Origin of the sequence: Phenylobacterium parvum (assembly GCF_003150835.1) — a bacterium.
Taxonomy (GTDB): Bacteria; Pseudomonadota; Alphaproteobacteria; order Caulobacterales; family Caulobacteraceae; genus Phenylobacterium; species Phenylobacterium parvum.
In genome coordinates this window covers 994,181-1,018,962 of record NZ_CP029479.1, presented here as the reverse complement: position 1 = coordinate 1,018,962, position 24,782 = coordinate 994,181, and the positions used below count along the sequence as shown (strand labels likewise).

20 protein-coding genes, 1 tRNA gene and 1 pseudogene are annotated in these 24,782 nt (G+C 68.5%); 9 read left to right on the top strand and 13 right to left on the bottom strand.

Translation table 11 applies throughout. The features are described from left to right. Position 1: 1 nt before the first annotated feature. The gene (locus HYN04_RS04905; RefSeq protein ID WP_110449725.1) at positions 2 to 1,648 is read left to right on the top strand and encodes an ATP-binding protein; all 1,647 of its coding nucleotides are present in this window, start codon (positions 2 to 4) and stop codon (positions 1,646 to 1,648) included. A 159-nt stretch (positions 1,649 to 1,807) separates the two neighbouring features. Here HYN04_RS04905 and ggt read toward each other — a convergent pair whose 3' ends face one another. The 3 genes from ggt to HYN04_RS04890 form a co-directional block, all read right to left on the bottom strand. Continuing rightward, positions 1,808 to 3,538, bottom strand: coding sequence for a gamma-glutamyltransferase (gene ggt / locus HYN04_RS04900; protein ID WP_110449724.1), 1,731 nt, complete (start codon positions 3,536 to 3,538; stop codon positions 1,808 to 1,810). Between the two features lie 3 nt (positions 3,539 to 3,541). Next, positions 3,542 to 4,846 (bottom strand): dicarboxylate/amino acid:cation symporter, encoded by a 1,305-nt coding sequence (locus HYN04_RS04895; RefSeq protein ID WP_110449723.1) that lies wholly within the window; start codon positions 4,844 to 4,846, stop codon positions 3,542 to 3,544. A gap of 204 nt (positions 4,847 to 5,050) precedes the next feature. Then, the gene (locus HYN04_RS04890; RefSeq protein WP_110449722.1) at positions 5,051 to 8,089 is read right to left on the bottom strand and encodes a TonB-dependent receptor domain-containing protein; all 3,039 of its coding nucleotides are present in this window, start codon (positions 8,087 to 8,089) and stop codon (positions 5,051 to 5,053) included. A 356-nt stretch (positions 8,090 to 8,445) separates the two neighbouring features. Here HYN04_RS04890 and HYN04_RS04885 point away from each other — a divergent pair, with 356 nt between their 5' ends. The 3 genes and pseudogenes from HYN04_RS04885 to HYN04_RS13815 all read left to right on the top strand — a co-directional run. Next, positions 8,446 to 8,988 (top strand): DUF3833 family protein, encoded by a 543-nt coding sequence (locus HYN04_RS04885; protein ID WP_162599547.1) that lies wholly within the window; start codon positions 8,446 to 8,448, stop codon positions 8,986 to 8,988. Between the two features lie 73 nt (positions 8,989 to 9,061). Further along, a complete protein-coding gene (locus HYN04_RS04880) occupies positions 9,062 to 9,925 on the top strand; it encodes an SDR family NAD(P)-dependent oxidoreductase (RefSeq protein ID WP_110449720.1) in 864 nt (287 codons plus the stop codon). A gap of 84 nt (positions 9,926 to 10,009) precedes the next feature. Further along, a pseudogene (locus HYN04_RS13815) lies at positions 10,010 to 10,108 on the top strand (hypothetical protein); the annotation flags it as partial. 97 nt (positions 10,109 to 10,205) lie between these two features. Here the strand turns inward: HYN04_RS13815 and HYN04_RS04870 are convergent. Next, complete coding sequence (locus HYN04_RS04870; protein ID WP_110449719.1) at positions 10,206 to 11,108, bottom strand: LysR family transcriptional regulator; 903 nt, start codon at positions 11,106 to 11,108, stop codon at positions 10,206 to 10,208. A gap of 131 nt (positions 11,109 to 11,239) precedes the next feature. Here HYN04_RS04870 and HYN04_RS04865 point away from each other — a divergent pair, with 131 nt between their 5' ends. Further along, entirely contained in the window at positions 11,240 to 12,247 is a 1,008-nt protein-coding gene (locus tag HYN04_RS04865; RefSeq protein WP_110449718.1) for an aldo/keto reductase, read from the top strand. Between the two features lie 680 nt (positions 12,248 to 12,927). Here HYN04_RS04865 and HYN04_RS04860 read toward each other — a convergent pair. After that, on the bottom strand, positions 12,928 to 13,761 hold the full coding sequence (locus HYN04_RS04860) for an SDR family oxidoreductase (RefSeq protein ID WP_110449717.1): 834 nt from the start codon (positions 13,759 to 13,761) through the stop codon (positions 12,928 to 12,930). Positions 13,762 to 14,315: 554 nt separating this feature from the next. Further along, entirely contained in the window at positions 14,316 to 14,783 is a 468-nt protein-coding gene (locus HYN04_RS04850; RefSeq protein ID WP_110449715.1) for a hypothetical protein, read from the bottom strand. Positions 14,784 to 14,932: 149 nt separating this feature from the next. Here HYN04_RS04850 and HYN04_RS04845 point away from each other — a divergent pair, with 149 nt between their 5' ends. Beyond that, positions 14,933 to 15,217: a type II toxin-antitoxin system RelE/ParE family toxin gene (locus HYN04_RS04845; RefSeq protein WP_110449714.1), complete on the top strand. Its 285-nt coding sequence runs from the start codon at positions 14,933 to 14,935 to the stop codon at positions 15,215 to 15,217. Continuing rightward, positions 15,217 to 15,519, top strand: a complete 303-nt coding sequence (locus HYN04_RS04840) for a HigA family addiction module antitoxin (protein WP_199285995.1) — start codon at positions 15,217 to 15,219, stop codon at positions 15,517 to 15,519. The genes HYN04_RS04845 and HYN04_RS04840 overlap by 1 nt, the downstream gene beginning before the upstream one ends. A gap of 216 nt (positions 15,520 to 15,735) precedes the next feature. Here the strand turns inward: HYN04_RS04840 and HYN04_RS04835 are convergent. After that, positions 15,736 to 15,825 (bottom strand) — tRNA-Ser (locus tag HYN04_RS04835). A 111-nt stretch (positions 15,826 to 15,936) separates the two neighbouring features. Here HYN04_RS04835 and HYN04_RS04830 point away from each other — a divergent pair. Then, positions 15,937 to 18,015 carry an alpha/beta hydrolase family protein gene (locus HYN04_RS04830; RefSeq protein WP_110449713.1) on the top strand — a complete coding sequence of 693 codons (2,079 nt, stop codon included), beginning with the start codon at positions 15,937 to 15,939 and terminating at the stop codon, positions 18,013 to 18,015. A gap of 7 nt (positions 18,016 to 18,022) precedes the next feature. On the opposite strand, the gene HYN04_RS04825 is transcribed toward HYN04_RS04830, so the two are convergent. After that, the gene (locus tag HYN04_RS04825; RefSeq protein ID WP_110449712.1) at positions 18,023 to 18,883 is read right to left on the bottom strand and encodes a crotonase/enoyl-CoA hydratase family protein; all 861 of its coding nucleotides are present in this window, start codon (positions 18,881 to 18,883) and stop codon (positions 18,023 to 18,025) included. 25 nt (positions 18,884 to 18,908) lie between these two features. Then, positions 18,909 to 20,369: an Asp-tRNA(Asn)/Glu-tRNA(Gln) amidotransferase subunit GatB gene (gatB, locus tag HYN04_RS04820; protein WP_110449711.1), complete on the bottom strand. Its 1,461-nt coding sequence runs from the start codon at positions 20,367 to 20,369 to the stop codon at positions 18,909 to 18,911. Between the two features lie 115 nt (positions 20,370 to 20,484). Here gatB and HYN04_RS04815 point away from each other — a divergent pair, with 115 nt between their 5' ends. Continuing rightward, positions 20,485 to 20,814, top strand: coding sequence for a hypothetical protein (locus tag HYN04_RS04815; RefSeq protein ID WP_199285994.1), 330 nt, complete (start codon positions 20,485 to 20,487; stop codon positions 20,812 to 20,814). 11 nt (positions 20,815 to 20,825) lie between these two features. Here HYN04_RS04815 and gatA read toward each other — a convergent pair whose 3' ends face one another. The 4 genes from gatA to HYN04_RS04795 all read right to left on the bottom strand — a co-directional run bounded on the left by gatA (position 20,826) and on the right by HYN04_RS04795 (position 24,762). Then, the gene (gatA, locus tag HYN04_RS04810) at positions 20,826 to 22,298 is read right to left on the bottom strand and encodes an Asp-tRNA(Asn)/Glu-tRNA(Gln) amidotransferase subunit GatA (RefSeq protein ID WP_110449710.1); all 1,473 of its coding nucleotides are present in this window, start codon (positions 22,296 to 22,298) and stop codon (positions 20,826 to 20,828) included. Further along, positions 22,298 to 22,585: an Asp-tRNA(Asn)/Glu-tRNA(Gln) amidotransferase subunit GatC gene (gene gatC / locus HYN04_RS04805; RefSeq protein ID WP_110449709.1), complete on the bottom strand. Its 288-nt coding sequence runs from the start codon at positions 22,583 to 22,585 to the stop codon at positions 22,298 to 22,300. Before gatC ends, gatA begins: the two co-directional genes overlap by 1 nt. Before the next feature lie 145 nt (positions 22,586 to 22,730). Next, positions 22,731 to 23,936 (bottom strand): MgtC/SapB family protein, encoded by a 1,206-nt coding sequence (locus HYN04_RS04800; RefSeq protein WP_241962712.1) that lies wholly within the window; start codon positions 23,934 to 23,936, stop codon positions 22,731 to 22,733. 7 nt (positions 23,937 to 23,943) lie between these two features. Then, complete coding sequence (locus tag HYN04_RS04795; RefSeq protein ID WP_110449707.1) at positions 23,944 to 24,762, bottom strand: TrmH family RNA methyltransferase; 819 nt, start codon at positions 24,760 to 24,762, stop codon at positions 23,944 to 23,946. Positions 24,763 to 24,782: the final 20 nt, after the last annotated feature.

The window sequence follows — 24,782 nt, the reverse complement described above, 5'->3', positions numbered from 1 at the left end:
GATGGTGCGGCTCGACCCGTCTCAGCTCGACCTGATCCTGCCTGCGCATATCCGCGTCAGCCCCGACCTGACCATCCTGTCGACGGGCCAGTCCCTGCGTCGCCTGACGCCCTGGTGCGCGCCGGGAACGCGGCTGGAGGACAGTTTCCAGATTGAGCGGCCCAGGGGGCTCCTGGACCTCGAGGCCTGGGTCCGCAACAAGACCCCTGTCCAGCTCAGGGCGACCAAAGGCTCTGTCTTCCTCAGGGGCCTTGTCCTTTCCCTCGAGACGGACTTTCTCTTCTGTGTCAGCCACGTGGTCAGCCAGGTCTCCAGCCTGCAGGACTCGGGCCTGCGCATGTCGGACTTCTCGGAGGTCGACTCCTCGCTCAGCGCCATCCTCGCGGCCGGGGTCCAGGCCTCCATGGTCGCCGAGTCCCAGGAGTTGATGCGCGCCCTCTCCGGAGCGCGGGATGCGGCCCTCGCGGCGAGCGAGGCCAAGACCGTCTTCCTGGCGAACATGAGCCACGAGATCCGGACCCCTCTCAACGGCGTCCTGGGTCTGGTGGGAGCGCTCAACCGTACGCCTCTCACCGAGGCCCAGGAGGAGATGGTCCAGCTGATCATGACCTCCGGCCAGACCCTGGAGCGCCTTCTGTCGGACATCCTGGACCTGACCAAGGTGGAGGCGGGCCAGCTGGCGCTGGAAGCGGCGCCGTTCCAGCTGGGTGAAGCGGTCGAGGACGCCGTGCGCCTCATGCGCGTGAGGGCGGATGACAAGGGGCTGGCCTTTGGCCTGGACCTTGGTCCCGGGAGCCAGGCCTGGGCCCTGGGCGACATGGTCAGGATCCGCCAGATCGTCGCCAACCTCGTCTCCAACGCCATCAAGTTCACCCCGCAGGGGCGCGTGGACGTGACCTTGCGGGTGACGGAGGCGGGCGACGAGCGACTTGGCGTGGCCATCGAGGTCCGCGACACGGGCATCGGCTTTGACGCCGCCGCCGCGGAGCGCATGTTCCAGAGGTTCGCGCAGGCTGACGGCACGATTACGCGGCGGTTTGGCGGGACAGGCCTGGGCCTGGTGATCTCCCAGGGTCTCGCCGCCGCGATGGGAGGGGAGATCGAGGCCCGGTCAGAACCCGGTAAGGGCAGCCGCTTCACCCTGAGGCTCGACCTCCCCCGGGAGGCTGACCCGGCGCGGGCGGCGCCAGCCAGGGCCGGACCGGGCGGATGGCGCCTGGGAGGCGAAGGGGCGGGCCGCCCCCTCAAGGTCCTCCTGGTCGAGGACCAGCCGATCAACCAGCGGGTGGCCAGTGTGATCCTGGAGTACGAAGGGGCCGAGATCGCGGTGGCGAATGATGGGGAGGAAGCCCTGGCCCGGTTCGAGCCCGCCGCCTTCGACATTATCCTGATGGACATGCAGATGCCGGTCATGGACGGCCTGACCGCCACCCGAAGGATCCGGGCGCGGGAGGAGGCGGAGGCCCTGGCGCGGGTCCCGATCGCGATGCTTTCGGCGAACTGCATGGCCGAACACGTCAGGGCGGCGCGTGAAGCGGGAGCCGACCTCCTGATCGCCAAGCCGGTGACGCCAGATGCCCTGATCCGGGGTGTGGAGGCCGCACTGAAGGCCGCCCGGGATGACAAGCGGGCGAGCGCCGGCCGCTAGCGGACGCCCTTCACTTCAACCAGCGAAGGGTTGCGTTGGCCGCAGGGTCCGGAGGCGTGTGGGCGCGCCGGCATGTCAGGCGGCCGGGGCGGCTGACCCCGTCGCTGGTTACGGCCCGTTGGAGGCGCCCTCGCCCGGTGATTGTGGGACTGATGCCCCTCAGGGCGCCACGGCCAACGCGCCAGGACGGCGAGGATCGGCGGCGCCGAGGAAGAGGCCCTTGTCGATCATGATGGACTGGGCGCTGCCCATGGTCTCGGCCGCCTTGACGGAGTGCCCCTTCGCCCGAACCGCCGCGACCGTGTCCGGATTGAAGTTGGGCTCGACCTCCAGTGTATCCGTCGCCGCCTGGAAGATGCGCGGCTGGTGGGTCGCCTCGGCGACGTTAAGGTCGAAATCGATGACGTTGACGATCACCTGAAGCACCGTGTCGATGATGGTGCTGCCGCCTGGCGTGCCGGTGACCAGCCAGGGCTTGCCGTCCCTGAAGACAAGGGTCGGCATCATGGTCGAAAGCATGCGCTTGCCGGGGGCCATGGCGTTGGGCGGCGACGTCCTGCCCTTCCGGGCCGCCTCGACCGCCTGCTCGTGGCTGTAGTTGTTCATCTGGTTGTTGAGGACGAACCCGGTTCCCTCGACCATCACGCCAGAACCGAAGTCGGCGCCGAGGGTGTAGGTCGTACTCACCGCATTCCCGGCGCTGTCGGCGATGCTGAAGTGGGTGGTACTGGGGCTCTCGTACTTCCAGGGATCGCCGGCGCCGAGCGCCTTTGCGGACTTGGCCTGGTTGACGTCGATCCGGCTGGCCTGCTGGGCGCCATAGGCCTTGGACGTGAACCCCTTCAGCGGAACCTTCACGAAGTCCGTGTCGCCAAGATGGCGGTAGCGGTCAGCGTAGGCCAGCTTCATCGCCTCGGCCATCACATGCAGCGCGCCGGAGGAGCCCGATCCGCCCAGCGCCTTGAGGTCGAACGACTCCAGGATGTTCAGCATCTGCAACAGGGTGGCGCCGCCCGAGCTCGCCGGCGGGGTCGTCGCAACCGTATATCCGCGGTAGGTCCCCAGCAGCGGCTCCCGCACGACAGGCTTGTAGGCCGCCAAGTCCTCCAGGGTGATCAGGCCCTTGTGGGCCTTCATGTCCGCGGCGAAGCGGCGGGCGATCTCGCCCTTGTAGAAGGCGTCGGCGCCATTGTCGGCGATCTGCCCCAGGGACCACGCGAGGTCAGGCTGCTTCAGCACCTCTCCCGCCCTGTAGAGCTCGCCGCCCGGCTTGTAGAAGGTGCGCTGGCCTGCGACGCTTTCCGTCATCCGCTCCCGCGCCCAGCTGAAGACAAAGGCCTCGTCAGGGGTCAGGACAATCCCCTCAGCCGCCAGGCGCCGGGCGGGCGTCACCACGTCCTTCCAGGGCAGCTTGCCGTAGCGCCTGTGGGCCAGCTCAAGGCCGGCGACCGTTCCGGGCACGGCGGAGGCCCGATACCCCCGCGAGGCCAGGGGCGACTCCTCGCCCTTCTTGTCGACGAACATCTCCAGCCTGGCCGCCGCCGGCGCGACCGACCGGAAATCGATGACCACCGTTTCCCTGGTCCCGGCGGTGTGGACCAGCATGAAGCCGTCGCCACCGATATTGCCTGCCCGCGGCAGGGTGACCGCGAGGGCGAAGCCCACGGCGACGGCGGCGTCGACGGCGTTTCCGCCCTTGCGCAGGATCTCGGCCCCGACCTCGGAGGCGATCGCGTTCTGGGTGACCACCATGCCCCGCTCACCGACCACCGGATGGTGGATGGAAGGGTATTCGAGCAGTTGACGACGTTGCGCCTGGGCCTGCGCCACAGGGGCGAACGCCAGGGAGAGGACCGCGAGGGCGGCCAGGCAGAACCGGAACAGGATCATGGGTCAGACATCCCTGGAGGACTTGAAGATCTCGACGTCGATCTCGTTCTCCCAGCGGGCCACCACGGTCGCGACCGCCAGGTCGCTGGTGTTGTTGGGCACCGTCCGGATCATGTCGAGGACGCGGTCGAAGGGCAGGATGAACCCGACCAGGATGGCGGTCTGCTCGGGCGAGACGCCGAAGGTCGTCAGCACCCCGGCCAGCATGAACAGCGACGCCGAAGGCACCGGCGCGGTGCCGACGGCGACCATCACCGTGGTCACGCCGATCAGAAGGTACTGCTCAGGACTGAGCTGTACGCCGAAGGCCTGGGCGGCGAAGGTGGCGAGGAGGGCGATGTAGAGCGCCGTTCCGTCCATGCTGACCGTGGCGCCGAGGGGCAAGGCGGTGGAGACCACCGCCGGCTTGATGCCCAGGTTCTCCTCCGCAACCCGCATCGCCACCGGAAGGGTGGCCATGCTGGACGAGGTCGAGAAGGCCACCAGCATGGCGTCTGTGATGCCCCGGAAGAAGGGGATCACTGGCAGCCAGGCCATCAGCCGAACCACCAGGCCGTGAACGACGAAGCTCTGGATGAGCGAGCCGCTGAGAACGCAGAGGGCGAGGACACCTATGCTGGCGAAGACGCTCACCCCCGTCGTTCCCATGACCGTGGCGATCAGGGCGAAGACGCCGAAGGGGGAGAACTCCATGATGATGGCCACGACCTTCAGCATGACCTCGGAGGCGGACTCGAACACCGCGGCCATAGGCCTGCCCTTCTCGCCTGTGGCGAGGATCGCCGATCCCAGCAGAAGGGCGAAGAAGATGGTCGGCAACAGCGCGCCATCGGCCAGGGCCTTGAAGATGTTGGCGGGCACGATGTCGTTGATCCCGAGGCCGACCGACCCGTTCGCGTTCAGCGCCTGCGGCGCCGCCGCCGAGAAGTCTGCACCCAGGCCGGGCTGTGCGATGACGCCCAGCGACAGGCCGACCCCCACGGCGATCGATGTCGTGAACAGGTAGAGCAGCAGGGTCTTGACGCCGATGGAGCCGAGGCGCCGAGGGTCGCCGAGGGCGGCGACGCCGGAGACGATTGTCACCAGCACCAGCGGGATCACCGCCATACGGATCAGCTGCACGAACAGGTCGCCGATCCACTTGATCGAGACGGCGCCAGGCCCCCAGACCAGGCCGACCAGGGCGCCGGCCAGCAGGGCGGCGATGATGCGTTTCCAAAGCGGAACCGCAAACCAGAGGCCCGCAATGCGGCCCAGGAGACCCGGTGTTTTCGGCGGAGCGGCGGGGAGACTGGAACCGTCGGTCATGCAGCAGGTTTACACTCGGTAGGATCGGGACGGGGCGGGCCCCTCCCCTCAAGTCCGGGGATCGGACCTCCATCTTCCATCGCCGCGCGGCCGTTGGCGAGGCCCCGCGTCGGGCGCGTAAAGTTCTCCCCCAATGGCCGCCACGGCGCAGGGCCGCATCTCGCGGCCCTGCTGGACGTCCCTCTCCCCGACCTCCTGCGCGGCTTAGAAGCGCTTGCTCAACGAGGCGTACCAGTAGCGGCCCGTGGCGTTGTGCAGCGATCCCAGATAGCCGAAGTTGTTCGACGCCAGGGGCGGATCCTTGTCCTCGATGTTCCGGACGCCGACCCGAACGGTGGAGCCGTCCAGAGGGCCATCCTTGAAGGCGTATTGTCCGTAGACGTTGGCTGTCGTCCACGCCTCGAGTTCGTAGTACCTGCCATTCACCTGAGCCGGGCCGGTGTCATAGACCGAACCCACATGGTTGACGAAGAGGCCGGCGCCCCAGCCATCCTTGCGCCAGGTCAGGCTCGCGGTCGCCCGGAACTCCGGATAGCCGTCGATCTTGACCCGGCTACCGGCGCTGGCGACCGTCGGACCGATCAGGGTGCCGTCGGCGATCGCCGCGATCAGGATCTTCTCGACCTCGCCGGGTTCCTGGTCGTAGGCCAGCAGTTGGGCGACGTTGAACTTCAGGTTGAAGTCACCCAGGGACGTATCGTCGAGATCGTACTCCACGGTCACGTCCAGGCCCTCGACCGTGCGGGGCTGAAGGTTGGTGTAGACGTCGTTCACGTAGTCGATCGTCCCGACGGGGCCGGCGCTGGTGGGCGGGTTGCGGACCACGTTCGGGTTCGAGCTTCCGCGCAGGCGCAGGAGGTAGTCGTAGGCGATCTGGTTCGCCGCGCCGAGGACGCCGATGACGTCCGTCTGGCGGATCTGCCAGTAGTCGGCCGTGACCATCAGACGGCCATACTCGGGCGGAATGAAGGTCGGCGTATAGACGAAGCCGAACGAGGTGTTGTCAGCCTCATCCGGCGTCAGGTCCTCGTTCCCGCTCCGCACTTCCAGGGTGCTCGAGGAGGTGCAGGTCGGAGGGGTCGCCGGCGGCGGAGCCGGCGGCGTGTTGATCCGGCAGGCGGCCCAGTCGGTCCGGGTGTTCGCGACCGTCGTTCCATCTGAGTAGAACTGCGGCAGGTTCGGCGCCCGGAAGCTTTGGGAGATCGAGCCGCGCAGGGCGAAACCGGCGCCGACCTTCCAGAGGACGGCAGCCTTCGGCTTCAGGACGTTACCGAAGTCCGAATAGTACTCGTCGCGGGCCGCCAGCTGGACGCTGATCTCCTCGACCAGGGGGATCGCCATGTCAGGCGAGACCACCGGGATCGCCAGCTCGATGTAGGCCGAGGTGACGTCGCGCTGGCCTTTCACGTCGGGGGAGCCGCTCGCACCCATGACGTCCGTGCCATAGACGAGGCCGGAGATGGGGTTGGTGTACTTGACCGTCCCGTCCAGCCTCTTGTCCCGGTCGTCGACGAAGGTCTCACGCCGGAACTCAACGCCGGCGGCGGCTCCGACAGGGCCGGCCGGAAGCGTGAACACATCCGGATTGGAGACCTTGAAGTCCGCCAGCGCCAGGGACGTCTCGCTGATCCGGTCGACGTTGATGAGGAAGGGCTCGATTGCGGCCCGGCTGTTGGGCGTCGCGTCGCCGAGAGAGAAGGTTCCCTGCGTGCCGCCATTGAAGGGGTTGTAGGCGTCCGGCGTGGAAAGCGACACCGCCCTCTGGAAGAGCGTGTTGCTGACGGCGTTGTAGGTCCGGTCGCGGGTCCGGGCCTCCGAATACAGGAGGGCCGAGTCCCAGTCCCAGCCGCGCCAGTTCCCGCGCAGGCCGCCGAGCAGGCGGATGCTGTCGTCGGTCACGGTGTAGCTGCGAGGCCCCGTGTCGACCGGCCGGTAGGACGTCATGTTCAGCGCGAGGCCGCCGGTCGGGACATTGGTGAGGTTGGCAAGGCGATTGGGGCTGCCGGTGGGGCCAAAGGGGTTCCAGTAGGCGTTGGCGGCGATGCTGATCGGCGCCGAGGAGAGCGGAGCCGACTGCTCACGGCTGCCCTTGAACAGCGAGTGGTAGTAACCGACCTCGCCGTAGAACTGGATGTCATCCGTCAGGTCGTGCTCGATCGTGCTGAACAGGTTGATCCGCTCGACGCTGCCCCGCAGGGTCCGGTCCGGGTTCTCGTCATAGCGCAGCGGACGCTGGGCCGTGCCCGTGGTGACGCCATTGCGGATGCAGATGTCGCCAGCGCCGAACAGGGTGCTGTTGCACCCGCCGGTCTGGGTGATGGCGTTGGCGACCGGCTCGATGTGGAACACGCCGCTGGCCGTCAGGTTGACGCCGCTCTGCTTGACCTGGAGCGCGGTGCTGCTGGAGGTCAGGCCGACCACGCTGAACGAGCCCCAGGGGCTGGAGGTCGACCTGTTGTCGAATGCGGTGCTGCCTTCCCAGGGGGTCCCGACCACGCCGGGGCGGTGGTCTTCACTGGCGGAATAATCGCGCTCGGTCGCATTCAGCCGCGTGCGGCCGGTATAGCTGCCAAAGAAGGTCAGGCGCGCGCCGCTTTCGAGCTTGGTCCCGGCCTTCACCGTGAACAGCCCTTCCTGGTAGTCGGTGCCTTCGGATCCACCGCCCTGCAGTTCAACGCGGAGGCCCTGGAAGCGGGTGTCCAGGACAGTGTTGACCACGCCGGCCACCGCGTCGGTACCGTAGATGGCGGCCGCGCCGTCCCGCAGCACCTCAACGCGCTTCACGCCGGACACGGGGATCGCGTTGGTGTTGGGCGTCGTGACCGGCACGAAGTTTTCGGTCTGGGTCCCGGGATGCAGCACGGATCGGCGACCATTCAGCAGCATCAGCGTGTTGCCGGTGCCCAGGCTGCGGAGGTTGAGCGAGGCCACATCGCCCCGCGCGTCGTTCAGGTTTCCGGTGGTCCGGGCTTCCTGAAACTGCACGTCGCCGGCCTGAGGGATGGAGCGGAACAGCTCGTCACCCGAGACGGCGCCGGTGGCGATGATTTCGTTCTCGCTGACCACGGTCACCGGCAGGGAGGTGTCGACCTTGGCGCCCTTGATCTGGCTCCCGATGACTGTGATGGCCTCGACCTCGGTCCCACCGGCGCCGGAGTCCTGGGCGAAGGCCGGCGCCGCCGCCGCCAGGGACACCCCGGCGAGCAGGGCGAGCTTGAAGGTCGTCATCATCTTGTCGGACATCCCCGGTAACCCCTCTTTGCGCGGAATTCGGGCTCGGCAGCCGTCCGTCGCTGTGTCAATTGTGACCGCAATAGGGCCGACCCCCGCCGATTCCAACAGCTTTCCAATACATGGGAAGGACAGAAACGGGATCCTGGGCGTTTCCCTGCACAGTTTGGGCGCGAATGACTGACCCGTTCAGGTCACATGACGGCAACAAACGGGTAGGCAGGGATGTCGGGACGTTGGACGGCGCAGGCCGGGCGGCGGGGTCCGGAAGGGGCGGTAGAGGCTCGCGGCCGGGCTCCCTCCGGCGGGGCCTTTTCCCTGTCTTGTTCGGGAAATTCCCTCTAGGCTTGTGGCCAAGGAGTAGGCCCATGATCGAGATTCCGGGTGTCACGCGTCGGGGTGCGCTTGTCTTGACAGCGGGCGCTATGTTTGCGGGGTGTGCGACGCGCCCGCCCGCGCCGCGCACGAGGCCGGCCGGCCTGACCCTGGAAGAGGCGTTCCTGGGGCGGACCCGGGGCGAAGGCGTGTTCAGCTTCCCCATCGCGGGCGTCACGCGCCGCTTCCGCGCCGACCTCGACGGGCGCCTGGAGGGCGACCGCCTGACCGTGGTGGAAGACTTCATCTATGACGATGGCGAGACCGACCGGCTGACCTGGGTGTTTGATCGCGCGGGGCCCGGCCGCTGGAAGGGCAAGCGCGAAGACACGGTCGGCGTGGCCGAGGTGACGGAAGAGAACGGCGTCATCCGGCTGGAATACCTGGCCGACGTGCGGTCGCGCGGCAGCGTTACCCGTCTTGGCTTCAGTGACCTGATCTATCGGACAGACCCGGGCGTGATCCTGAACGAGGCGGTCGTCTCCTGGCGCGGGCTGCCGCTCGGCTCGGTGCGGTTCGAGATCCGGCGAGCCTGAGGATCCCTCCCGACGCGTGCGGGTGGAACGGCCAACCCCTATCCCCATATCCGGCCCGTTGCGGCGAAGGAGCATGAGCGTGACGGGACCCGTGGTGGTGACAGGCGCCTCGAGCGGCATTGGACGGGCGTGCGTCGAGCGACTTGCAAAGGCCGGCGTGCGGACCTTCCCGACGGTGCGACGGGACGCCGATGCGCTCGCATTGGCGCAGGACTGCGGTCCGCTGGTGGAGCCTGTGCTGGCCGATGTAACGGATGCCGGGAGCCTGGCCCGGGCCGCCGCCGAGATCCACGGCCGGCTCGGCGGCGAGCGGCTCGGCGGCCTTGTGAACAACGCCGGCGTCGCATGGCCCGGGCCCGCCATGACCCAGCCCCTCGACGAGATCGAGCAGGTGATCGACACCAATCTGGTCGGCGCCATGCGAGCCGTGCAGGCCTTTGGGCCCCTGCTCGGCGCCGTGCCGGGCGCGACAGGCCCCAAGGGCCGCATCGTCAACATCACTTCGGTTTCGGGCAAGTTCGGCTATCCCTTCACCGCCGCCTACGCCGCGTCCAAGCATGGGCTAGAGGGCTACTCCGAAAGCCTGCGCCGGGAACTCATCCTGACGGGCGTCGATGTCATCGTGGTCGGGCCCGGCGCGGTGAAGACGCCGATCTGGGGCAAGGGCGCCGCCATCGACCGGTCGCGCTACGCCGGCACGGGCTGGGCCGCCCCCCTGGCCCGGCTGGAGGAAAGCCTCGCGGCCATGGACGAGGAAGGGCTGGAGTCCTCCGTCGTCGCCGAGGTGGTGCTGGAAGCGCTCACCGCCGCGCGTCCCAGGGTGCGCTACGCGCCGGTCCCGAATCCCCTCCTGAACTGGTGGCTGCCGCGGCTGTTGCCGAAGCGCCTCATCGACGGCGTGATCGCCGATCGGCTCGGCCTCAGACCGCAGTCCTGATCGGCATCCACAGGCTTGCGGTCCGGGTAACGCCGCGACTTCAAGCGCGCGGCGCCCTTCCGGGCCCTTTGCGCCCTCTGGGGCGTGGACCCCGCCTACGCGGCCCACCGCTACGCCCTCTCCCTGCCCGACTTCGATCTGGTGGTCCTGGGCGTCAAGAACCGCGCGGAACTTGACCTGTGCCTGAAGGCGGAGGCCGACGGTCCCTATTCCGACGCGGAGATGGCGGAGATCGACGGCCTGAGGCTCAGGTCGGCGGGGGGTGAGGCGGACGTGAGGTTCAGACCGAACGCCTGCGCTGCCGCAGGGTTGCAAGAAACAAGGAAAAGGCGGGCGTCAGTTGGCGCCGGTCGGGATAGTACAGGTGGTAACCTGGGAATGGTGGACACCAGTCTTCAAGGACCCGGACCAGGCGTCCTGACGCGAGCAGGCTAGAGGCCTGATCCTCCAGGACGCAGGCCAGTCCCAAACCCTCTGCGGACGCCTGCAGTATGATCCCGACGTCATTGAGGACCAGCGGTCCATCGACGCGAACATTGAGATCACGCCCACCCCTGCTGAATTCCCACGCATAAAGTCCGCCGCTCGAGGGCATGCGGATGTTGATGCAGGCGTGGGAGGTCAACTCCTGGGGTGAACCTGGGACACCACGGGCCGCCAGATAGTCCGGCGACCCCACGACGGCCATCCGGAGTTCCGGCCCGATCGGCGCGGCGATCATATCCTTCGCGACCTGTTCCCCCAGTCGAACACCTGCGTCGAAACGTTCGGCGACGATCTCGGTCAGGTGCCCATCGACGGAAATCTCGACGTCCACTTCAGGGTTTTCCCTGAGCATCTGGCTGACGGCTGGCCAGAGGATCGTCTCTGCAGCATGGCGACTGGAGGTAATCCGCACCGTGCCCGCCGGGCGCTCCCGAAAGGCGCTCAGCGCCGCGAGACGCGCGTCAATCTCACCCAAGGCCGGCCTCAGGGTTGCGATCAATTGCTCGCCGGCTTCCGTCGGCGCCACATTGCGCGTGTTGCGCGTCAGCAGCTTGATGCCAATCGACGCTTCGAGGCGTCGCACGATCTGGCTGATTGCGGATTGCGAGGCGCCAAGCTGGGCCGCCGCCCGGGTGAAACTGCGCGCCTCGGCAACGGCGAGGAAGACCGCCAGATCACTGAGATCCTCCCGCCGCATTCATAAGCTCCACTGATAGCCTCATGCATGATTTAGCGACTAATCGCTGAAATGGCGATCCTCTAGGTTCAGCCGGTGCTGGCCGGACGGCCAGCGGTCGATGACCTCGAGAACGAACCCCGGAGAACATCATGAAAATGCGAAGCCTTGGCGGCCTGACCGTCAGCGAAATCGGCTTTGGCTGCATGGGCCTCGACTTCAGCTACGGCCACCGGATCAGTCATGATGAGGGCGTCACCCTCATTCGCGCCTCCGCGGATCGTGGCGTGACCCTCTTCGACACCGCCGAAATCTATGGGCCGTTCAGCAATGAGGAGATGGTCGGCGCAGCGCTTCGGCCGATCCGCGACCAGGTCGTCATCGCCACCAAGTTCGGCTTCGATGTCGATCCGGAAACACGTCGTCCCCGGGGGATCTCCAGCCGGCCGGAGAAGATCCGGGAGGTGGTGGAGCGGTCGCTGAAACGGCTCGGCGTCGAGACCATAGACCTGCTGTACCAACATCGGGTCGACCCCAAAGTACCCATCGAGGATGTCGCAGGCGTCGTCCAGGACCTGATCAAGGAAGGCAAGGCGCGCCACTTCGGGCTTTCCGAGCCGGGCGTGAACACGCTGCGGCGAGCACATGCAGTGCAACCTGTCTCAGCCGTTCAGAACGAATATTCCCTCTGGTGGCGCGCGCCTGAGACGAATGGGATCCTCGCTGCCTGCGACGAACTCGGCATCGGCTTCGTGCCATACAGCCCGCTCGGCAAGGGCTTCCTGACGGGTGCGATCAGCGCGGAAACCAAGCTCGAAAAGACCGATTTCCGTGCGACGATCCCGCGGTTCCAGCCCGAGGCCCTGGCCAAGAACCTGGCCTTCGTCGAACTTCTGAAGCAGGTCGGTGAGGCCCGCGGCGCCACGCCGGCCCAGGTCGCCCTGGCCTGGCTCCTGGCCCAACGACCCTACGTCGTCCCGATCCCGGGCACGACGAAGCTGCACCGCCTGGAGGAGAACCTGGGCGCTGCCGAGCTTCAACTGACCCCTGAAGAGACCCTGGCGATCACGGCCGCACTCTCAAGCCTGGACGCCGAAGGCGACCGGTACAACGCCGCCTCAATGGCGATGACCGGCGTGGAGGCGCCTCCGAAGCTGTGACGGGTCGCTGGCGGTTTCCGCGCTCAGGCTGAGACCGATGCCATGAGTTTGGGATTGGCGAGAGGCGCGAAACGGGCGGGGGTGAGGGCAGTCGGGAGCGAAGGGGTCTCCAGCTGGGTGACTTCGCATTCAGCCTGACCGCCCTGCCGCACACGCCACTTCCACTCCGCCCCGGCGTCAGGCCGATCGCGCCCTACGGCGCCCCGGAAGCGACCGTCCTGCAAGGCCGTCGCCCCTGCCAGCCCTTCACCGCCCGGCGTCCTGCGCCCTCTTGCGATAGGCGCTCATTCCGCCCGGAGCGTCAGCCACCCGGCGCGTCATCGCCAGGATCCGGCCCTGCGGGCGCCGGCCCTGAGGCGCTCCGCCCCGCCTAGTCCAGCCGACCAACCTCGAAGCCGCCGTCGGGCTGCGTCCTGCAGCAGGCGGGCGGACCCCCGAGGGGCGTTGATCCTGGTCGGAGCCTAGGGCTCCGGGACAGGCATCGGGCCAAGCCCATCGAATTAACCGGTCCAGGATGAGAATGCCCATGAAAGGGCTGCGAAGAGGACTACACCCCTGATGAGGGTGATGCCGGCCGCGATGGCGTGGGTCCCCGGCGCCCTCGACCCACGGATGGAAGCGGCAGGGAGAATGCCGGCGACGATGCTGCCGTCTGCTGAAGCTAGCGGCGCCTGCGGCGGTCAGGCCGGGGTCGGCAGATTGCCGGCGCGCATGGCGGCGGTGACGCCGCCATCGATGAGCAGGTCGCTGCCCGTGATGAAACCGGCGTCGGGTCCGAGCAGGAAGCTCGCCGCCACGGCGATCTCTTCGGGCGGCGCCATGCGCTTGGACGGTGAGGCCGCGACCATGCCGCGATAAACGTGGCCGATCTGCGAATTCAGCTCATGGGCCGCGAGGGGCGTAACGACAATGCCGGGGCTTATCGCATTGACCCGGGCGCCGCGCTCGCCCCACTTCACCGCCTCAGCCTGGACGCGAAGGAAATTGGCGCGCTTCGCGACCATGTAAGCCACCATGCTGTTGGGAACGGCCTCGGCCTGAAGGCAGGGCAAGGACAGCAACTCGTCGGCGGGCAGATGAGCAAGCTGCTGTTCATCGTCCGCGGGAAGCGGACGCATCATGTGGCCTGCCATACTTGAGATGATCAGGCCGGCGCCGCCCGAGGCGATGACCTTCCCGAACTCCTCGAAGACGACAGCCGAACCGTAGAGATCGACTTCGAGCAGCTTCCTGACCGGGGCCATGTTTGGGGACAGGCCGGCCGTGTTGACCACCTGCACGACCCTGCCGAGGGTAGCCGCCGCCTCCGCCAGGGCCTGGACCGACGCCCGCACGCTGACATCGACCGGATGCTGTACGACAGAATAGCTGGCCTCGCTCAATCCGGCGGCGGCAGCAGCGAGGGTATCTTCGTTCCAGTCTGCGAGCAGGACCGTCTTGCCGAACCCCTGTCGTCGGGCGATGGCCTCGCCTATGCCACCCGCGCCGATGACCACGATCACGTCCTGGCTCATGTCCGCTCTCCGTTGAAACCCATCGGACGTGTACCGCCGACAAGGGTCTCATGGAGATCCTATAGACCTCGGCATTTATGGCGATTAGGCGCTAAATTCTGCTTACGGCTATATCTATAGCTTATCAATTTGGCGGGAGGAGCTTGGCGGCCTCGCTGTGTTTCTCACCCTCGCCGAGGCTCGCAGCTTTACCCGGGCCGATGGAAAGCCACCCATGCCCACGGAGAACAGCCGACATGGCGTCACCGCATCGGAGCCTGCCGGTAAGGCGGCCACGGGAATTCAGCCAAGAGCAATGCGCGTTCGCCAGGTCGCCAATCCCGCCACGTCCGACCTCGTCGTCACACTCCCCTGCCGACCGAACGGCGCCCCGCCAGCAAAGCCCTCTTGGCCCCAGGCTGACAACTGCACAACCGGCAGACCGTGATCAGCGGCCTGACCCATCTGCTCAGGCAGGGATGTCGGGAGGGTGGGTGGCGGTGGGGGCAGGCGAACGCCAGCTCGTCTCCGCTTCTTCCCGTCCTGGCGCTGTGTAGCGTTCCGCCCCCGAGCCGCTAAGCCAGCGGAATCAGGTTTTCCCGAATGAACTCCACCCGATCCAGGAGTCTTTCCGCATTCGCCCGGGTCGGGTCGATCGGGAAGGGATAGCTGTCCGAAAGGTCCCGTCCCGCCAGCACCCCGTTCGCCCAGTCCTGGGCGATGGCGCAACAGAGCTCTAGGGCCCTGGCCGGCGTACGCGCCTCATCGGTCTCGAAATGCATCGCAGGAAGGTCACCGACGACGACCCAGCGTTCGGCGTCCTCAGGCCGTCCCCCCGGCGCAAACCGCATCAGGAAGAGGCCGAGGATAGGCGCCACGGCGAAGGCCAGCACGAGTTCGGCCACCGGCGGATCCCAACGCCACCCCCTGACAAAGCTCCAGGCTTCGTCCGTCAGCGCCGCTAGACGCCGACGCTCCTCCTCGCCTTCATAGTCGAGGTCCTTCCCAGCCGGGAAGCGTGAGGTGTCAATGCGTGCGCTCATGAGGGTCGGCCCGAGTTATGGCGGGCTCATATGACGATGGGATCGCCCGGTTTCCAACGGGGATTGGGGGCCCTGCGCCGCCGCTTGGCCATTGAGCGATCGTCAAACATCGTTTGACATGTAAAGTCATGTTTGACATATGGGAGGGCATGGATATCGAAAGCATCACCCACAAGGGTCTGCGCCGGTTCGTCGAGACCGGGAACGCAAAGGGCCTTGTGGGAGACGCCAACCGGATCCGCAAGATGCTGGCCTACATCGATGCCGTCGGCAGCTTTGACGAGCTGGCCGCGCCGCCGAATTACGGGCTGCACGAGCTGGTCGGCGACAGGGCGGGACGCTGGGCGATGACTGTGACGAAGAACTGGCGCCTGACCTTCATCAGGATCGATGGAACGACAATCGCCGACCTGGACCTGGAGGATTATCACTGATGGCCGTGACCCTGCATCCCTCGCTCGCGGTTCACCCAGGCGACTGGCTGAAGAGCGAGATCGTCGAACCTCACGGCGTGAGCATCAACCGCCTCGCCGCCGCCTTCCATGTGACCCGCCAGACCCTCAGCAACCTCTTCAATGGCCACACCGCGCTGTCCGCCGACATGGCGATCCGGTTCGAGAAGGCGTTCGGCGTCAGGGCCGATACCTTGATGCGCATGCAGACCGCCTATGACATGGCGCAGGCCAGGGCCCGGGCCGACGACATCGTCGTCGATCGGGTTTTCATCGACGCCTGAGACGTTCGGGGCGCTTCGACCTCGACGCCGGCTGGCATCACTACAAGTGGGTTCAGACTTGAGCCGCCCCGGAGACGCGCCCCCTTTCGCGCCCGAACCGCCCCTCGAACCCCGCCACCAGGGACGTCTCCACAGACGGTTCGGGCGCGAATAGGCCCGCAGGTTCCGCGACATGTCGGAACCGCTCTGCTCAGGCAGGGATGTCGGGAGGGTGGGTGGCGGTGACGCAGGGATTCGAACCCTGGATACCCTTTCGGGTATGACGATTTAGCAAACCGTTGCCTTCAGCCACTCGGCCACGTCACCAGTCCCCGGCGGGGAGCGCCTCTCTTAGCCGAAGGCGGCGGGGCGGCGCAACGGCCTCCTGTCCCGGGCACGGATGTGCTAACGGGCAGGCGGATCACAAGGGAGACCCCCATGCGCCCTGCCCTCACCCGCATTGTCCTCGCGGCCGTCGCTGGCCTTGTCATCGGGAGCGGCGGAGCCGCCCGCGCCGATGCGCCACGGGGCCTGACGGCTCGTGACCTGGTCATGCTGGACCGGGTGTCGGAGGTGCGCCTCGCGCCTGACGGGCGATCGGCCCTCTACGTCCTGCGCCGCACAGACTGGGAGGCCAACCGGGGTCGCACAGCCCTGTGGTCCATCGACCTGGAGACGCGGGGCGCCGAGGCCCGGCCCCTCGCCGCAATCGGCGATGATGTCAGTTCGCCCCGCTTTAGCGCGGACGGGCGCTGGATCTATTTCCTTTCGGGCCGGTCAGGCTCGAGCCAGGTCTGGCGGGCCCCGGCCGCCGGCGGCGCGCCCGAGGCGGTGACGCGCCTGCCCCTGGACGTGGAGGCCTATCGGCTGTCGGCCGATGGCGGGACCCTGGTGGTCGGTCTCTCCGTCTATCCGGACTGCCCGGACCTCAAGTGCACCACCGAGCGGCGCGCGGCGCCGAAATCGCCCTCGGGACGGGTCCATGACCGCCTCTTCGCCCGCCACTGGGATACCTGGGCCGACGGGACCCGCAACCACCTCTACGCCCTGGGGGTGGAGGCGGCCCTGGCGGGTGGGGCGCCTACGCCCCTCACCCCAGGCTTCGACGGCGACGTCCCCGGCAAGCCCTTTGGCGGCGAGGACGACTTCGTCATCACCCCGGACGGCAAGTCCGTGATCTTTTCGGCGAAGATCGCTGGGAAGTCCGAAGCCTGGAGCACCAACTTCGACCTCTTCCAGGTTCCCCTGACCGGCGGCGCCGCGCCGGTGAACCTGACGCCGGGCAATCCCGCCGTCGACGCCGCCCCGACCCTGTCGCCGGACGGCCGCACCCTGGCCTGGCTGGCGATGAAGCGGCCCGGGTTCGAGGCCGACCGCTACGGGATCCAGGTGCGCGACCTCGCCTCGGGGCGCACCCGCGAGCTTGCGCCGGGCTGGGACCGGTCTACGGAGGGCCTGAAGTGGTCGCCCGACGGCAAGCGGCTCTACGCCCTGGCCCAGGATGTGGGCCAGCAGCGGCTGTTCGTCTTCGACGCCGCGCGGGGCGGCCTGCCCCGCCCGCTGACCGGCGAGGGCCACGCCAGCGGCTACGACGTGGGCGCCCGCGGGCTGGTCTTCCTGCACGACACCCTGAAGTTCCCCGCCCAGGTCTGGAAGGCGCGCCTGGACGGCTCCGCCCCCGTCCAGCTGACCTGGCACAATGCCGAGCGCCTCGCCCAGGTGACGATGGGTGAGCCGGAACAGTTCACCTTCGCCGGCTGGAATGGCGAGACGGTCCACGGCTATGTGGTCAAGCCGGCGGGCGCCCGGCCGGGTCAGAAGTTCCCCGTGGCCTTCCTGATCCATGGAGGCCCCCAGGGCTCCTTCGGCAACCTCTGGCACTACCGGTGGAACGCCCAGACCTACACGGGCCGGGGCTACGCCGTCGTGATGATCGATTTCCACGGGTCCACCGGATACGGGCAGGCTTTCACGGACTCGATCTCCCGGCACTGGGGCGACCGGCCCCTGGAAGACCTGCAGAAGGGCTGGGCGGCGGCGCTGGCGCGCTATCCCTTCCTGGACGGCGACCGGGCCTGCGCCCTGGGCGGCTCCTACGGCGGCTACATGGTCAACTGGATCGCCGGGACCTGGAAGGAACCGTGGAAGTGCCTGGTGAACCACGCCGGCCTCTTCGACACCCGGGCCATGGCCTACTCCACCGAGGAGCTCTGGTTCACCGAGTGGGAGAACGGAGGCATGCCGCACGACAATCCGGCCGGCTACGAGGCCTTCAATCCCGTCCTCCATGTCGGCAAGTGGAACCGGCCCATGCTGGTCCTGCACGGCGACCGCGACTACCGGGTGCCGCTGGAGCAGGGCCTCGCCACCTTCACCGCCCTGCAGCGCCAGGGGATCGAAAGCCGGCTGGTCACCTATCCGGAAGAGAACCACTGGATCCTGAAGCCGCGCAACTCGGTGCAGTGGCACGACGAGGTCATGGGCTGGCTGGACCGCTGGACGGCGCCGCCGCGCTGAGGGGCGCCTACATCCCCCGGTGGACGGGGCGAAGGTCGGGGAAGTCCGGCTCGCGTCCCTCCTGGCGGGCCTTGAAGGTCTCGGCCATGTCGGCGGCGGGGAACATGCCCGCCTGCCAGACCCGGAGATAGTCCAGGGCCGTCTCGGTGTCGTGCTCGCGGGCGTAGTTGATCATGACCTTGGAGCCGGCCACCGCCAGGGGCGACTTGGCGGCGATCTCCCTGGCGACGGCCAGGGCGTGGGCGACCACCGCGTCGGCGTCCGGCAGGACGGCGTTGACCAGGCCGATCTCGCGGGCGGCCTCGGCGGGCAGGCGCCGGCCGGTATAGGCCAGCTCGCGCACCCAGCCCTGGGGGATCAGCCGGCAGAGGCGCGGGAAGGTGCCGGCGTCTGCCGTCATGCCGATGTTGATCTCCTGGATGCAGAAGAAGGCGTCTGCGCTGGCGTAGCGCATGTCGCAGGCGGCGGTCAGGTCGACGCCCCCGCCGACGCAGCCGCCCTGGATGGCGGCGATCACCGGCATGCGCGCGCGGTCCAGGCAGGAGAAGGCGTCCTGAAGGGACTCCAGGTGGGCCCGGGAGGCCTCTCCGGCGATGTCCGGGCGCCGGGGGCCCTCAGCGGTCCCGCCGCCGACCCCGGCGAAGTTCTGCAGGTCCATGCCGGCGGTGAAGTGCCGTCCGGTGGAGGAGATGACGATCACCCGGGCCCGGGCGTTGTCGCTGATATCATCGACAATCGCCGGCAGCTCGTTCCAGAACGCCCGGTTCATGGAGTTGAAGGCCTCGGGCCGGTTCAGCCGGATGTGAGCGACCCGGTCCTCCAGGGTGACCTGGAAGCAGGTCCAGTCCGTCTCGAACGCCGAAGCCATGCCGCTTCCTCCCAACGCCGGGGCCTCAGAGCCCGAGCTTCGCCTTCAGGATCTGGTTGACCGACCCGGGATTGGCCTTGCCGCCCGTGGCCTTCATCACCTGGCCGACGAACCAGCCGATGGCCTGGGGCTTGTCGCGCACGGCGGCGGCCTGGCCGGGATTGTCCGCGATCAGCTGGTCCACCAGGGCCTCGAGGGCGCCGGTGTCGGACACCTGCTGCAGCCCCTGCGCCTCGACGACGGCGCGCGGCCGGCCCTCGCCCGCCCACATGCGCTCGAAGACGTCCTTGGCGATCTTGGAGGAGATGACCCCCTCCTCGATAAGGGCGACCAGCTCGGAAATCTCGTCCGGGGCGATGGGGCTTTCGGAGATGGGCGTGCCGGCGGCCGTCAGGCGGGCGGCCAGGTCGTTGGTCACCCAGTTGGCCACCAGCTTGGCGTCACGGCCCGCGGCGGCGGCCTCATAGTAGTCCGCCCTCGCCTGCTCGCTGATCAGCACGCCGGCATCGTAGGCGGTCAGGCCGTACTGGCTCTGGAACCGGGCCTTCTTGGCGTCCGGCAGTTCCGGAAGGCTGTCCTCGATGGACTTGACCCAGGCCGGGTCCAGCTCAAGGGGCAGGAGGTCGGGGTCGGGGAAGTAGCGGTAGTCGTGCGCGTCCTCCTTGGAGCGCATGGACCGGGTCTCACCCTTCACCGGGTCGAACAGGCGGGTCTCCTGGTCGATCTTCCCGCCGTCCTCAAGGATCTCAATCTGCCGGCGGGCCTCGTACTCGATGGCCTGCTGGATGAAGCGGTAGGAGTTGACGTTCTTGATCTCGCAGCGCGTCCCCAGGCCCTCGCCCGGGCGGCGCACCGAGACGTTCACGTCCGCCCGCAGGTTGCCCTTCTCCATGTCGCCGTCGCAGCTGCCCAGGTAGACCAGGATGGTCCGCAGCTTCTTGACGTAGGCGGCGGCCTCCTCGGACGAACGCATGTCCGGGCGGGAGACGATCTCCATCAGGGCCGTGCCGGCGCGGTTCAGGTCCACGTAGGTGGCGTTGGGATCCTGATCGTGCAGGCTCTTGCCCGCGTCCTGCTCCAGGTGAAGGCGCTCGATGCCGACCGTGAAGGTCGAGCCGTCGTCGCGCTCGACCAGCACCTCGCCCTCGCCGACGATGGGGTCCTTGAACTGGCTGATCTGGTAGCCCTGGGGCAGGTCCGGATAGAAATAGTTCTTCCGGTCGAAGCGGCTGGTCAGGTTGATCTTGGCCTTCAGGCCCAGGCCGGTGCGCACCGCCTGCTCGACGCAGTAGCGGTTCAGGACCGGCAGCATGCCGGGCATGGCGGCGTCCACCAGGCTGACCTGGGCGTTGGGGCCTGCGCCGAAGCCGACGGCCGCGCCCGAGAAGAGCTTGGCGTTGGAGGCGACCTGGGCGTGGACCTCCAGGCCCAGCACGATTTCCCACGGACCGGTCCGGCCCTGGATCAGTTTGGATGTCTCGCTCATGGCCCCTGTTTAGTGCGGGCGCCTTTCCGGCGAAAGCCTCTTGCGCTGTCGGCCTGTCTGTCTTCAACCTCCCGGCCCTGAGCCCGGGAAGGACCCCGCGCGCCTGGAGACTGTCATGAAGAAGACCCTGATCGCCGGCCTCGCCGGCCTGTCCCTCGCCTTTGCCGCCATTCCCGCCCTGGCGGATGGCAAGAAGTCGGTGGACGCGACCCCGATCGGTGAACTGGCGGCGGACCCCGCAGCCAAGGCCGTTCTCGACAAGGAACTGCCGGGCGTGACCCAGCATCCGGCCTACGAGCAGTTCAAGGGCATGACCCTGCGCCAACTGCAGCCCATGGCTGGCGGCATGCTGACCGAGGAAAAGCTCACCGCGATCCAGGCCGGACTCGACTCGGCCGCCCCTGCCTCGGGTGCAGCCCCCGCGGCCAAGCCGGCTTCCAAGTAAGGTCTAGCCGGTCACCACCAGCGCGCGGGCTTCGTCGAGAAGCCCGCCGCTTTCTCGATGGCGCCGCCCAGCGAGAACAGCAGGCCCTCGTCCAGCGGGCGGCCGATCAGCTGCAGGCCCAGGGGCAGGCCCCGGGCGTCCAGGCCCGCCGGCACGCTCATGCCGGGCAGGCCCGCCAAGTTCACCGTCACCGTGAAGATGTCGTTCAGGTACATGGCGACCGGATCGTCCGCGTTCTCGCCCAGGGCGAAGGCCGCCGAGGGCGCCGTGGGCGTGAGCAGGGCGTCCACCTTGCCGAAGGCCTCGGTGAAGTCGTCGGCGATCCGCCGGCGCACCTTCAGGGCCCGCAGATAGTAGGCGTCGTAATAGCCCGCCGACAGGACGTAGGTGCCGATCAGGATGCGGCGCTTGACCTCCTCTCCGAAACCCTCGGCGCGGGACTTCTCGTAGGTGTCGGTCAGGCTGGTCGCGTCAGCGCGCAGGCCGTAGCGCATGCCGTCGTAGCGGGCGAGGTTCGAGGAGGCCTCGGCAGGCGCGACGATGTAGTAGGCCGGCAGGGCGTAGCGGGTGTGCGGCAGGGAGACCTCGACGATCTCGCAGCCCGCCTCGCGCAGCCAGGCGATGCCCTGTTCCCAGAGCGCCTCGATCTCTGCCGGCATGCCGTCGACCCGGTACTCCTTCGGCACGCCGATCCGCAGGCCCTTCACCGAGCGGCCCACGAAGGCGGCGAAGTCGGGGACTTCGACGTCCAGGCTGGTGGAGTCCTTCGGGTCATGGCCGGACATGGACTGCAGCAGGAGGGCGGCGTCCTCGACGGTCCTGGCGATCGGCCCGGCCTGGTCGAGGGACGAGGCGAAGGCGACCACGCCCCAGCGCGAGCAGCGGCCATAGGTGGGTTTTATGCCGACCGTTCCGGTGAAGGCGGCGGGCTGGCGGATGGAGCCGCCGGTGTCGGTGGCGGTGGCGCCGAGGCAGAGGCCCGCGGCGACCGCCGCCGCTGAGCCGCCCGAGGACCCGCCCGGCGTCAGGGGCGAGGCGTCGCCGTTCCGCCGCCAGGGGCTGACGACCGGCCCGTAGGCCGAGGTCTCGTTGGAGGAGCCCATGGCGAACTCGTCCAGGTTCAGCTTGCCCAGCATGACGGCCCCGTCGCGCCAGAGCTGGGAGGTGACGGTGGATTCGTAGGTGGGGGTGAACCCGCCCAGGATCCGGCTGCCGGCCGTGGTGGTCACCCCGTTCGTGCAGAACAGGTCCTTGATCCCCAGGGGCGCGCCATCCAGGGCGCCGGCCTCGCCGGCCTTGCGCCGGGCGTCGGAGGCCCGGGCCATGTCGAGGGCCTTCTCGGGCGTCTCCAGGATGTAGGCGTTGAGCGGACGGGCGGCCTCGACCGCGTCGATGTGGGCGCGGGTGAGCTCCTCGGAGGAGAATTCGCCGGCGGCCAGGCCGTCGAGGGCGCCGCGGAGGGTCAGGTCGGTCAGGGCGGACATCACTCAACCACCTTGGGAACCACGAAGAAGTCGCCGGCCCGGCGCGGGGCGTTGGCGAGGACGCGCTCAGGATCACCGCCCTCGGTCACAACATCGTCGCGCAGGGGCGCGGGCTGGGATACGGCCGACGTCATGGGCTCGACGCCCTCGATGTCGACCTCGGCCAGCTGCTCGATCCAGTCCATGATCCCGCTGAGCTCACGGGCCAGGGGCTCGATCCGAGCCTCTGGCTCGGCGATGCGCGCCAGTCTGGCGACCTTGCGGACGGTCGCCGCGTCAATGGCCATGGGGGCCTCCGTAAAGCTCTGAAATCACGCCGGCGGGGACGCCGGGTTTGGACAGGCTCTAGCCGTCCGGCGCGGCCTTTGACAAGCGCCGCGCTTCATCCGCCCAGGAGGCCAGCCGCCAGGGCGCCCCCCAGGACCCCGACGGTCAGGAGGATGGCGCCCAGGCTGACCCGCAGGCCATATCCCCCCCGCCCAGGACCCAGGCGGTGGGCGCCTTGACCAGCATGTTGGCGATGAGCGCGACCAGGACGCCTAGGGCGGCGACCGAGTCCGTCAGCTTCCCGGCGGCGGCCAGGCCGGTCACCGAGAGGGCCGCGGCGTGGGCGTCGGCCAGGCCCGTGGCGGCGGCGCCCGCCAGCACCCCCCGCTCGCCCAGCCAGAGCTCGAGCAGGCGACTCAGGAGCGTGCAGCCGGCGACCAGCGCCACGAAGAAGGCGGTGGAGGACAGGTCGAAGGCCCGGCCCGTGACGCCGTCGCCCGGAGGCGGATCCGCCCCATGTCGCGCCATCAGGAGCGAAAGGACCAGGATGACGCCGCCCCCTGCCAGGAGCGGCAGGGCCAGGTGGGCCAGGACCTGCGGCCTGAGGGTCGCCAGCAGGACGGAGAGATAGACCATGGACGAAAGCATGGAGGCCACGCCCGCCGCCGCCGCCGCCGCCGTGATCGCAGGCGTCTCGCGCGCACGCCGGGCCATGCCGGCGATCGTGGCGGTCGAGGACACGAAGCCCCCGGCGAGGCCCGCAAGGAGCAGGCCGCGCCGGCCTCCCTCCAGCCGCTGGGCAATGTAGCCGAGGGCGCTCAGCCCCATCATGACCACCGCCAGGCGCCAGAGCGCGAACGGGTTCAGGACCCCGAGGGGATCGACCGCGCGGTCTGGCAGGAGGGGCAGGACGACCAGGGCGGCGATGGCGAAGGCGAGGCCGTCCATCAGCTCCCTTTGCGTGAGGACGTCGCGGACCAGGGCCTGGAGCGGCGCCCGGGCGGCGAGCAGGACGGCCATGACCACCCCCGACGCCACCGCCGCCTGGGGCTGGTCGGCGGTCATGAGCCCCAGCAGGAAGGTGGCGAACATGGCCACCTCGGTGGTCAGGCCCGGATCGTCGGGGCGCGAGCGTCGATAGGAAGCCACTGCGGCGGCGGCGACGAACAGGCCCGCCACCGCGGTGAGCAGGGGCTGGCCGAAGAGGCCGCAGGCGCCGCCGACCAGGCCGATCAGGGCGAAGGTCCGCAGCCCCGCCGCGCCGCGGTTCGGCCCGGCGCCCTTGCTGCGCTCCCGCTCAACGCCCACCAGCAGGCCGATCCCGACGGCGAGCAGGAGCCGAAGTTCCGGCCGGTCCACGAGGGCGTTCATCACGGGATCATCCTGCGTCTCCGGAACGGCTCCGGAGGTGATGGAGCACGATACCCGAGGTGGTGGCGACATTCAGGGAATCAAATCCGGCCGCCATGGGAATGCGCACGGTCTCACAACGCGCCAGGACCTCCGGGGCCAGCCCCGGCCCCTCGGCGCCCAGGATCACCGCGACCCGTCCGCCCCCGCCAATGGAGGCCAGGTCCTCAGTTCCAGAAGGACTGAGGGCCAGGACATGGAAGCCGGCGGCCTGGAGCCCCGAGACCATGTCCGCCCCGGGGAGGAGCCGGACCTGGGGAACCTGCAGCACCGCGCCCACCGACACCCTCAGGGCCTTGCGGTAGAAGGGGTCGCAGCAGCCGGCGTCCAGGACGACGGCGTCGACACCGAAGGCGGCGGCGTTGCGGAACAGGCCGCCCATGTTGTCGTGGTTGGCGATGCACGAAAGGGCCAGGACCAGCCCCCCCGCCCCCACGTCCGACAGCATGGAGGCCGGGTCCCGGGGTGGGGGCGTCTCGCCCAGGGCGAGAATTCCCCTGTGGATCGGGAAGCCGACAATCGTGTCCATCACCGCCTGGGAGGCGGCGAAGACAGGCGTTCCCGGAGGGACCCTGGCGAGCAGTTCCGACAGGCCGGGCAGCCTGGCCTCCGCCACCAGGATGGACCTGGTGAGGGCGAACGGACTGTCGAGGAGGCCGCGCAGGACCACGGCGCCCTCCGCGACGAAGAGGCCCCGGCGGCCCACAAGGTCGCGCTCGCGCACATCGCGGTAGTCGGCGATCCGCGGGTCCTCGTCGTCGGTGATCCATTCGACCATGCGCTGCATCTAGCCGGAGCCGGCGGCCC

Excerpts from the sequence above, each read along its gene's own strand:
- HYN04_RS04905 (WP_110449725.1), top strand. The coding sequence starts at position 2 with ATGGTGCGGCTCGACCCGTCTCAGCTCGACCTGATCCTGCCTGCGCAT.
- ggt (WP_110449724.1), bottom strand. The coding sequence starts at position 3,538 with ATGATCCTGTTCCGGTTCTGCCTGGCCGCCCTCGCGGTCCTCTCCCTG.
- HYN04_RS04895 (WP_110449723.1), bottom strand. The coding sequence starts at position 4,846 with ATGACCGACGGTTCCAGTCTCCCCGCCGCTCCGCCGAAAACACCGGGT.
- HYN04_RS04890 (WP_110449722.1), bottom strand. The coding sequence starts at position 8,089 with ATGTCCGACAAGATGATGACGACCTTCAAGCTCGCCCTGCTCGCCGGG.
- HYN04_RS04885 (WP_162599547.1), top strand. The coding sequence starts at position 8,446 with ATGATCGAGATTCCGGGTGTCACGCGTCGGGGTGCGCTTGTCTTGACA.
- HYN04_RS04880 (WP_110449720.1), top strand. The coding sequence starts at position 9,062 with ATGAGCGTGACGGGACCCGTGGTGGTGACAGGCGCCTCGAGCGGCATT.
- HYN04_RS04870 (WP_110449719.1), bottom strand. The coding sequence starts at position 11,108 with ATGCGGCGGGAGGATCTCAGTGATCTGGCGGTCTTCCTCGCCGTTGCC.
- HYN04_RS04865 (WP_110449718.1), top strand. The coding sequence starts at position 11,240 with ATGAAAATGCGAAGCCTTGGCGGCCTGACCGTCAGCGAAATCGGCTTT.
- HYN04_RS04860 (WP_110449717.1), bottom strand. The coding sequence starts at position 13,761 with ATGAGCCAGGACGTGATCGTGGTCATCGGCGCGGGTGGCATAGGCGAG.
- HYN04_RS04850 (WP_110449715.1), bottom strand. The coding sequence starts at position 14,783 with ATGAGCGCACGCATTGACACCTCACGCTTCCCGGCTGGGAAGGACCTC.
- HYN04_RS04845 (WP_110449714.1), top strand. The coding sequence starts at position 14,933 with ATGGATATCGAAAGCATCACCCACAAGGGTCTGCGCCGGTTCGTCGAG.
- HYN04_RS04840 (WP_199285995.1), top strand. The coding sequence starts at position 15,217 with ATGGCCGTGACCCTGCATCCCTCGCTCGCGGTTCACCCAGGCGACTGG.
- HYN04_RS04830 (WP_110449713.1), top strand. The coding sequence starts at position 15,937 with ATGCGCCCTGCCCTCACCCGCATTGTCCTCGCGGCCGTCGCTGGCCTT.
- HYN04_RS04825 (WP_110449712.1), bottom strand. The coding sequence starts at position 18,883 with ATGGCTTCGGCGTTCGAGACGGACTGGACCTGCTTCCAGGTCACCCTG.
- gatB (WP_110449711.1), bottom strand. The coding sequence starts at position 20,369 with ATGAGCGAGACATCCAAACTGATCCAGGGCCGGACCGGTCCGTGGGAA.
- HYN04_RS04815 (WP_199285994.1), top strand. The coding sequence starts at position 20,485 with ATGAAGAAGACCCTGATCGCCGGCCTCGCCGGCCTGTCCCTCGCCTTT.
- gatA (WP_110449710.1), bottom strand. The coding sequence starts at position 22,298 with ATGTCCGCCCTGACCGACCTGACCCTCCGCGGCGCCCTCGACGGCCTG.
- gatC (WP_110449709.1), bottom strand. The coding sequence starts at position 22,585 with ATGGCCATTGACGCGGCGACCGTCCGCAAGGTCGCCAGACTGGCGCGC.
- HYN04_RS04800 (WP_241962712.1), bottom strand. The coding sequence starts at position 23,936 with ATGAACGCCCTCGTGGACCGGCCGGAACTTCGGCTCCTGCTCGCCGTC.
- HYN04_RS04795 (WP_110449707.1), bottom strand. The coding sequence starts at position 24,762 with ATGCAGCGCATGGTCGAATGGATCACCGACGACGAGGACCCGCGGATC.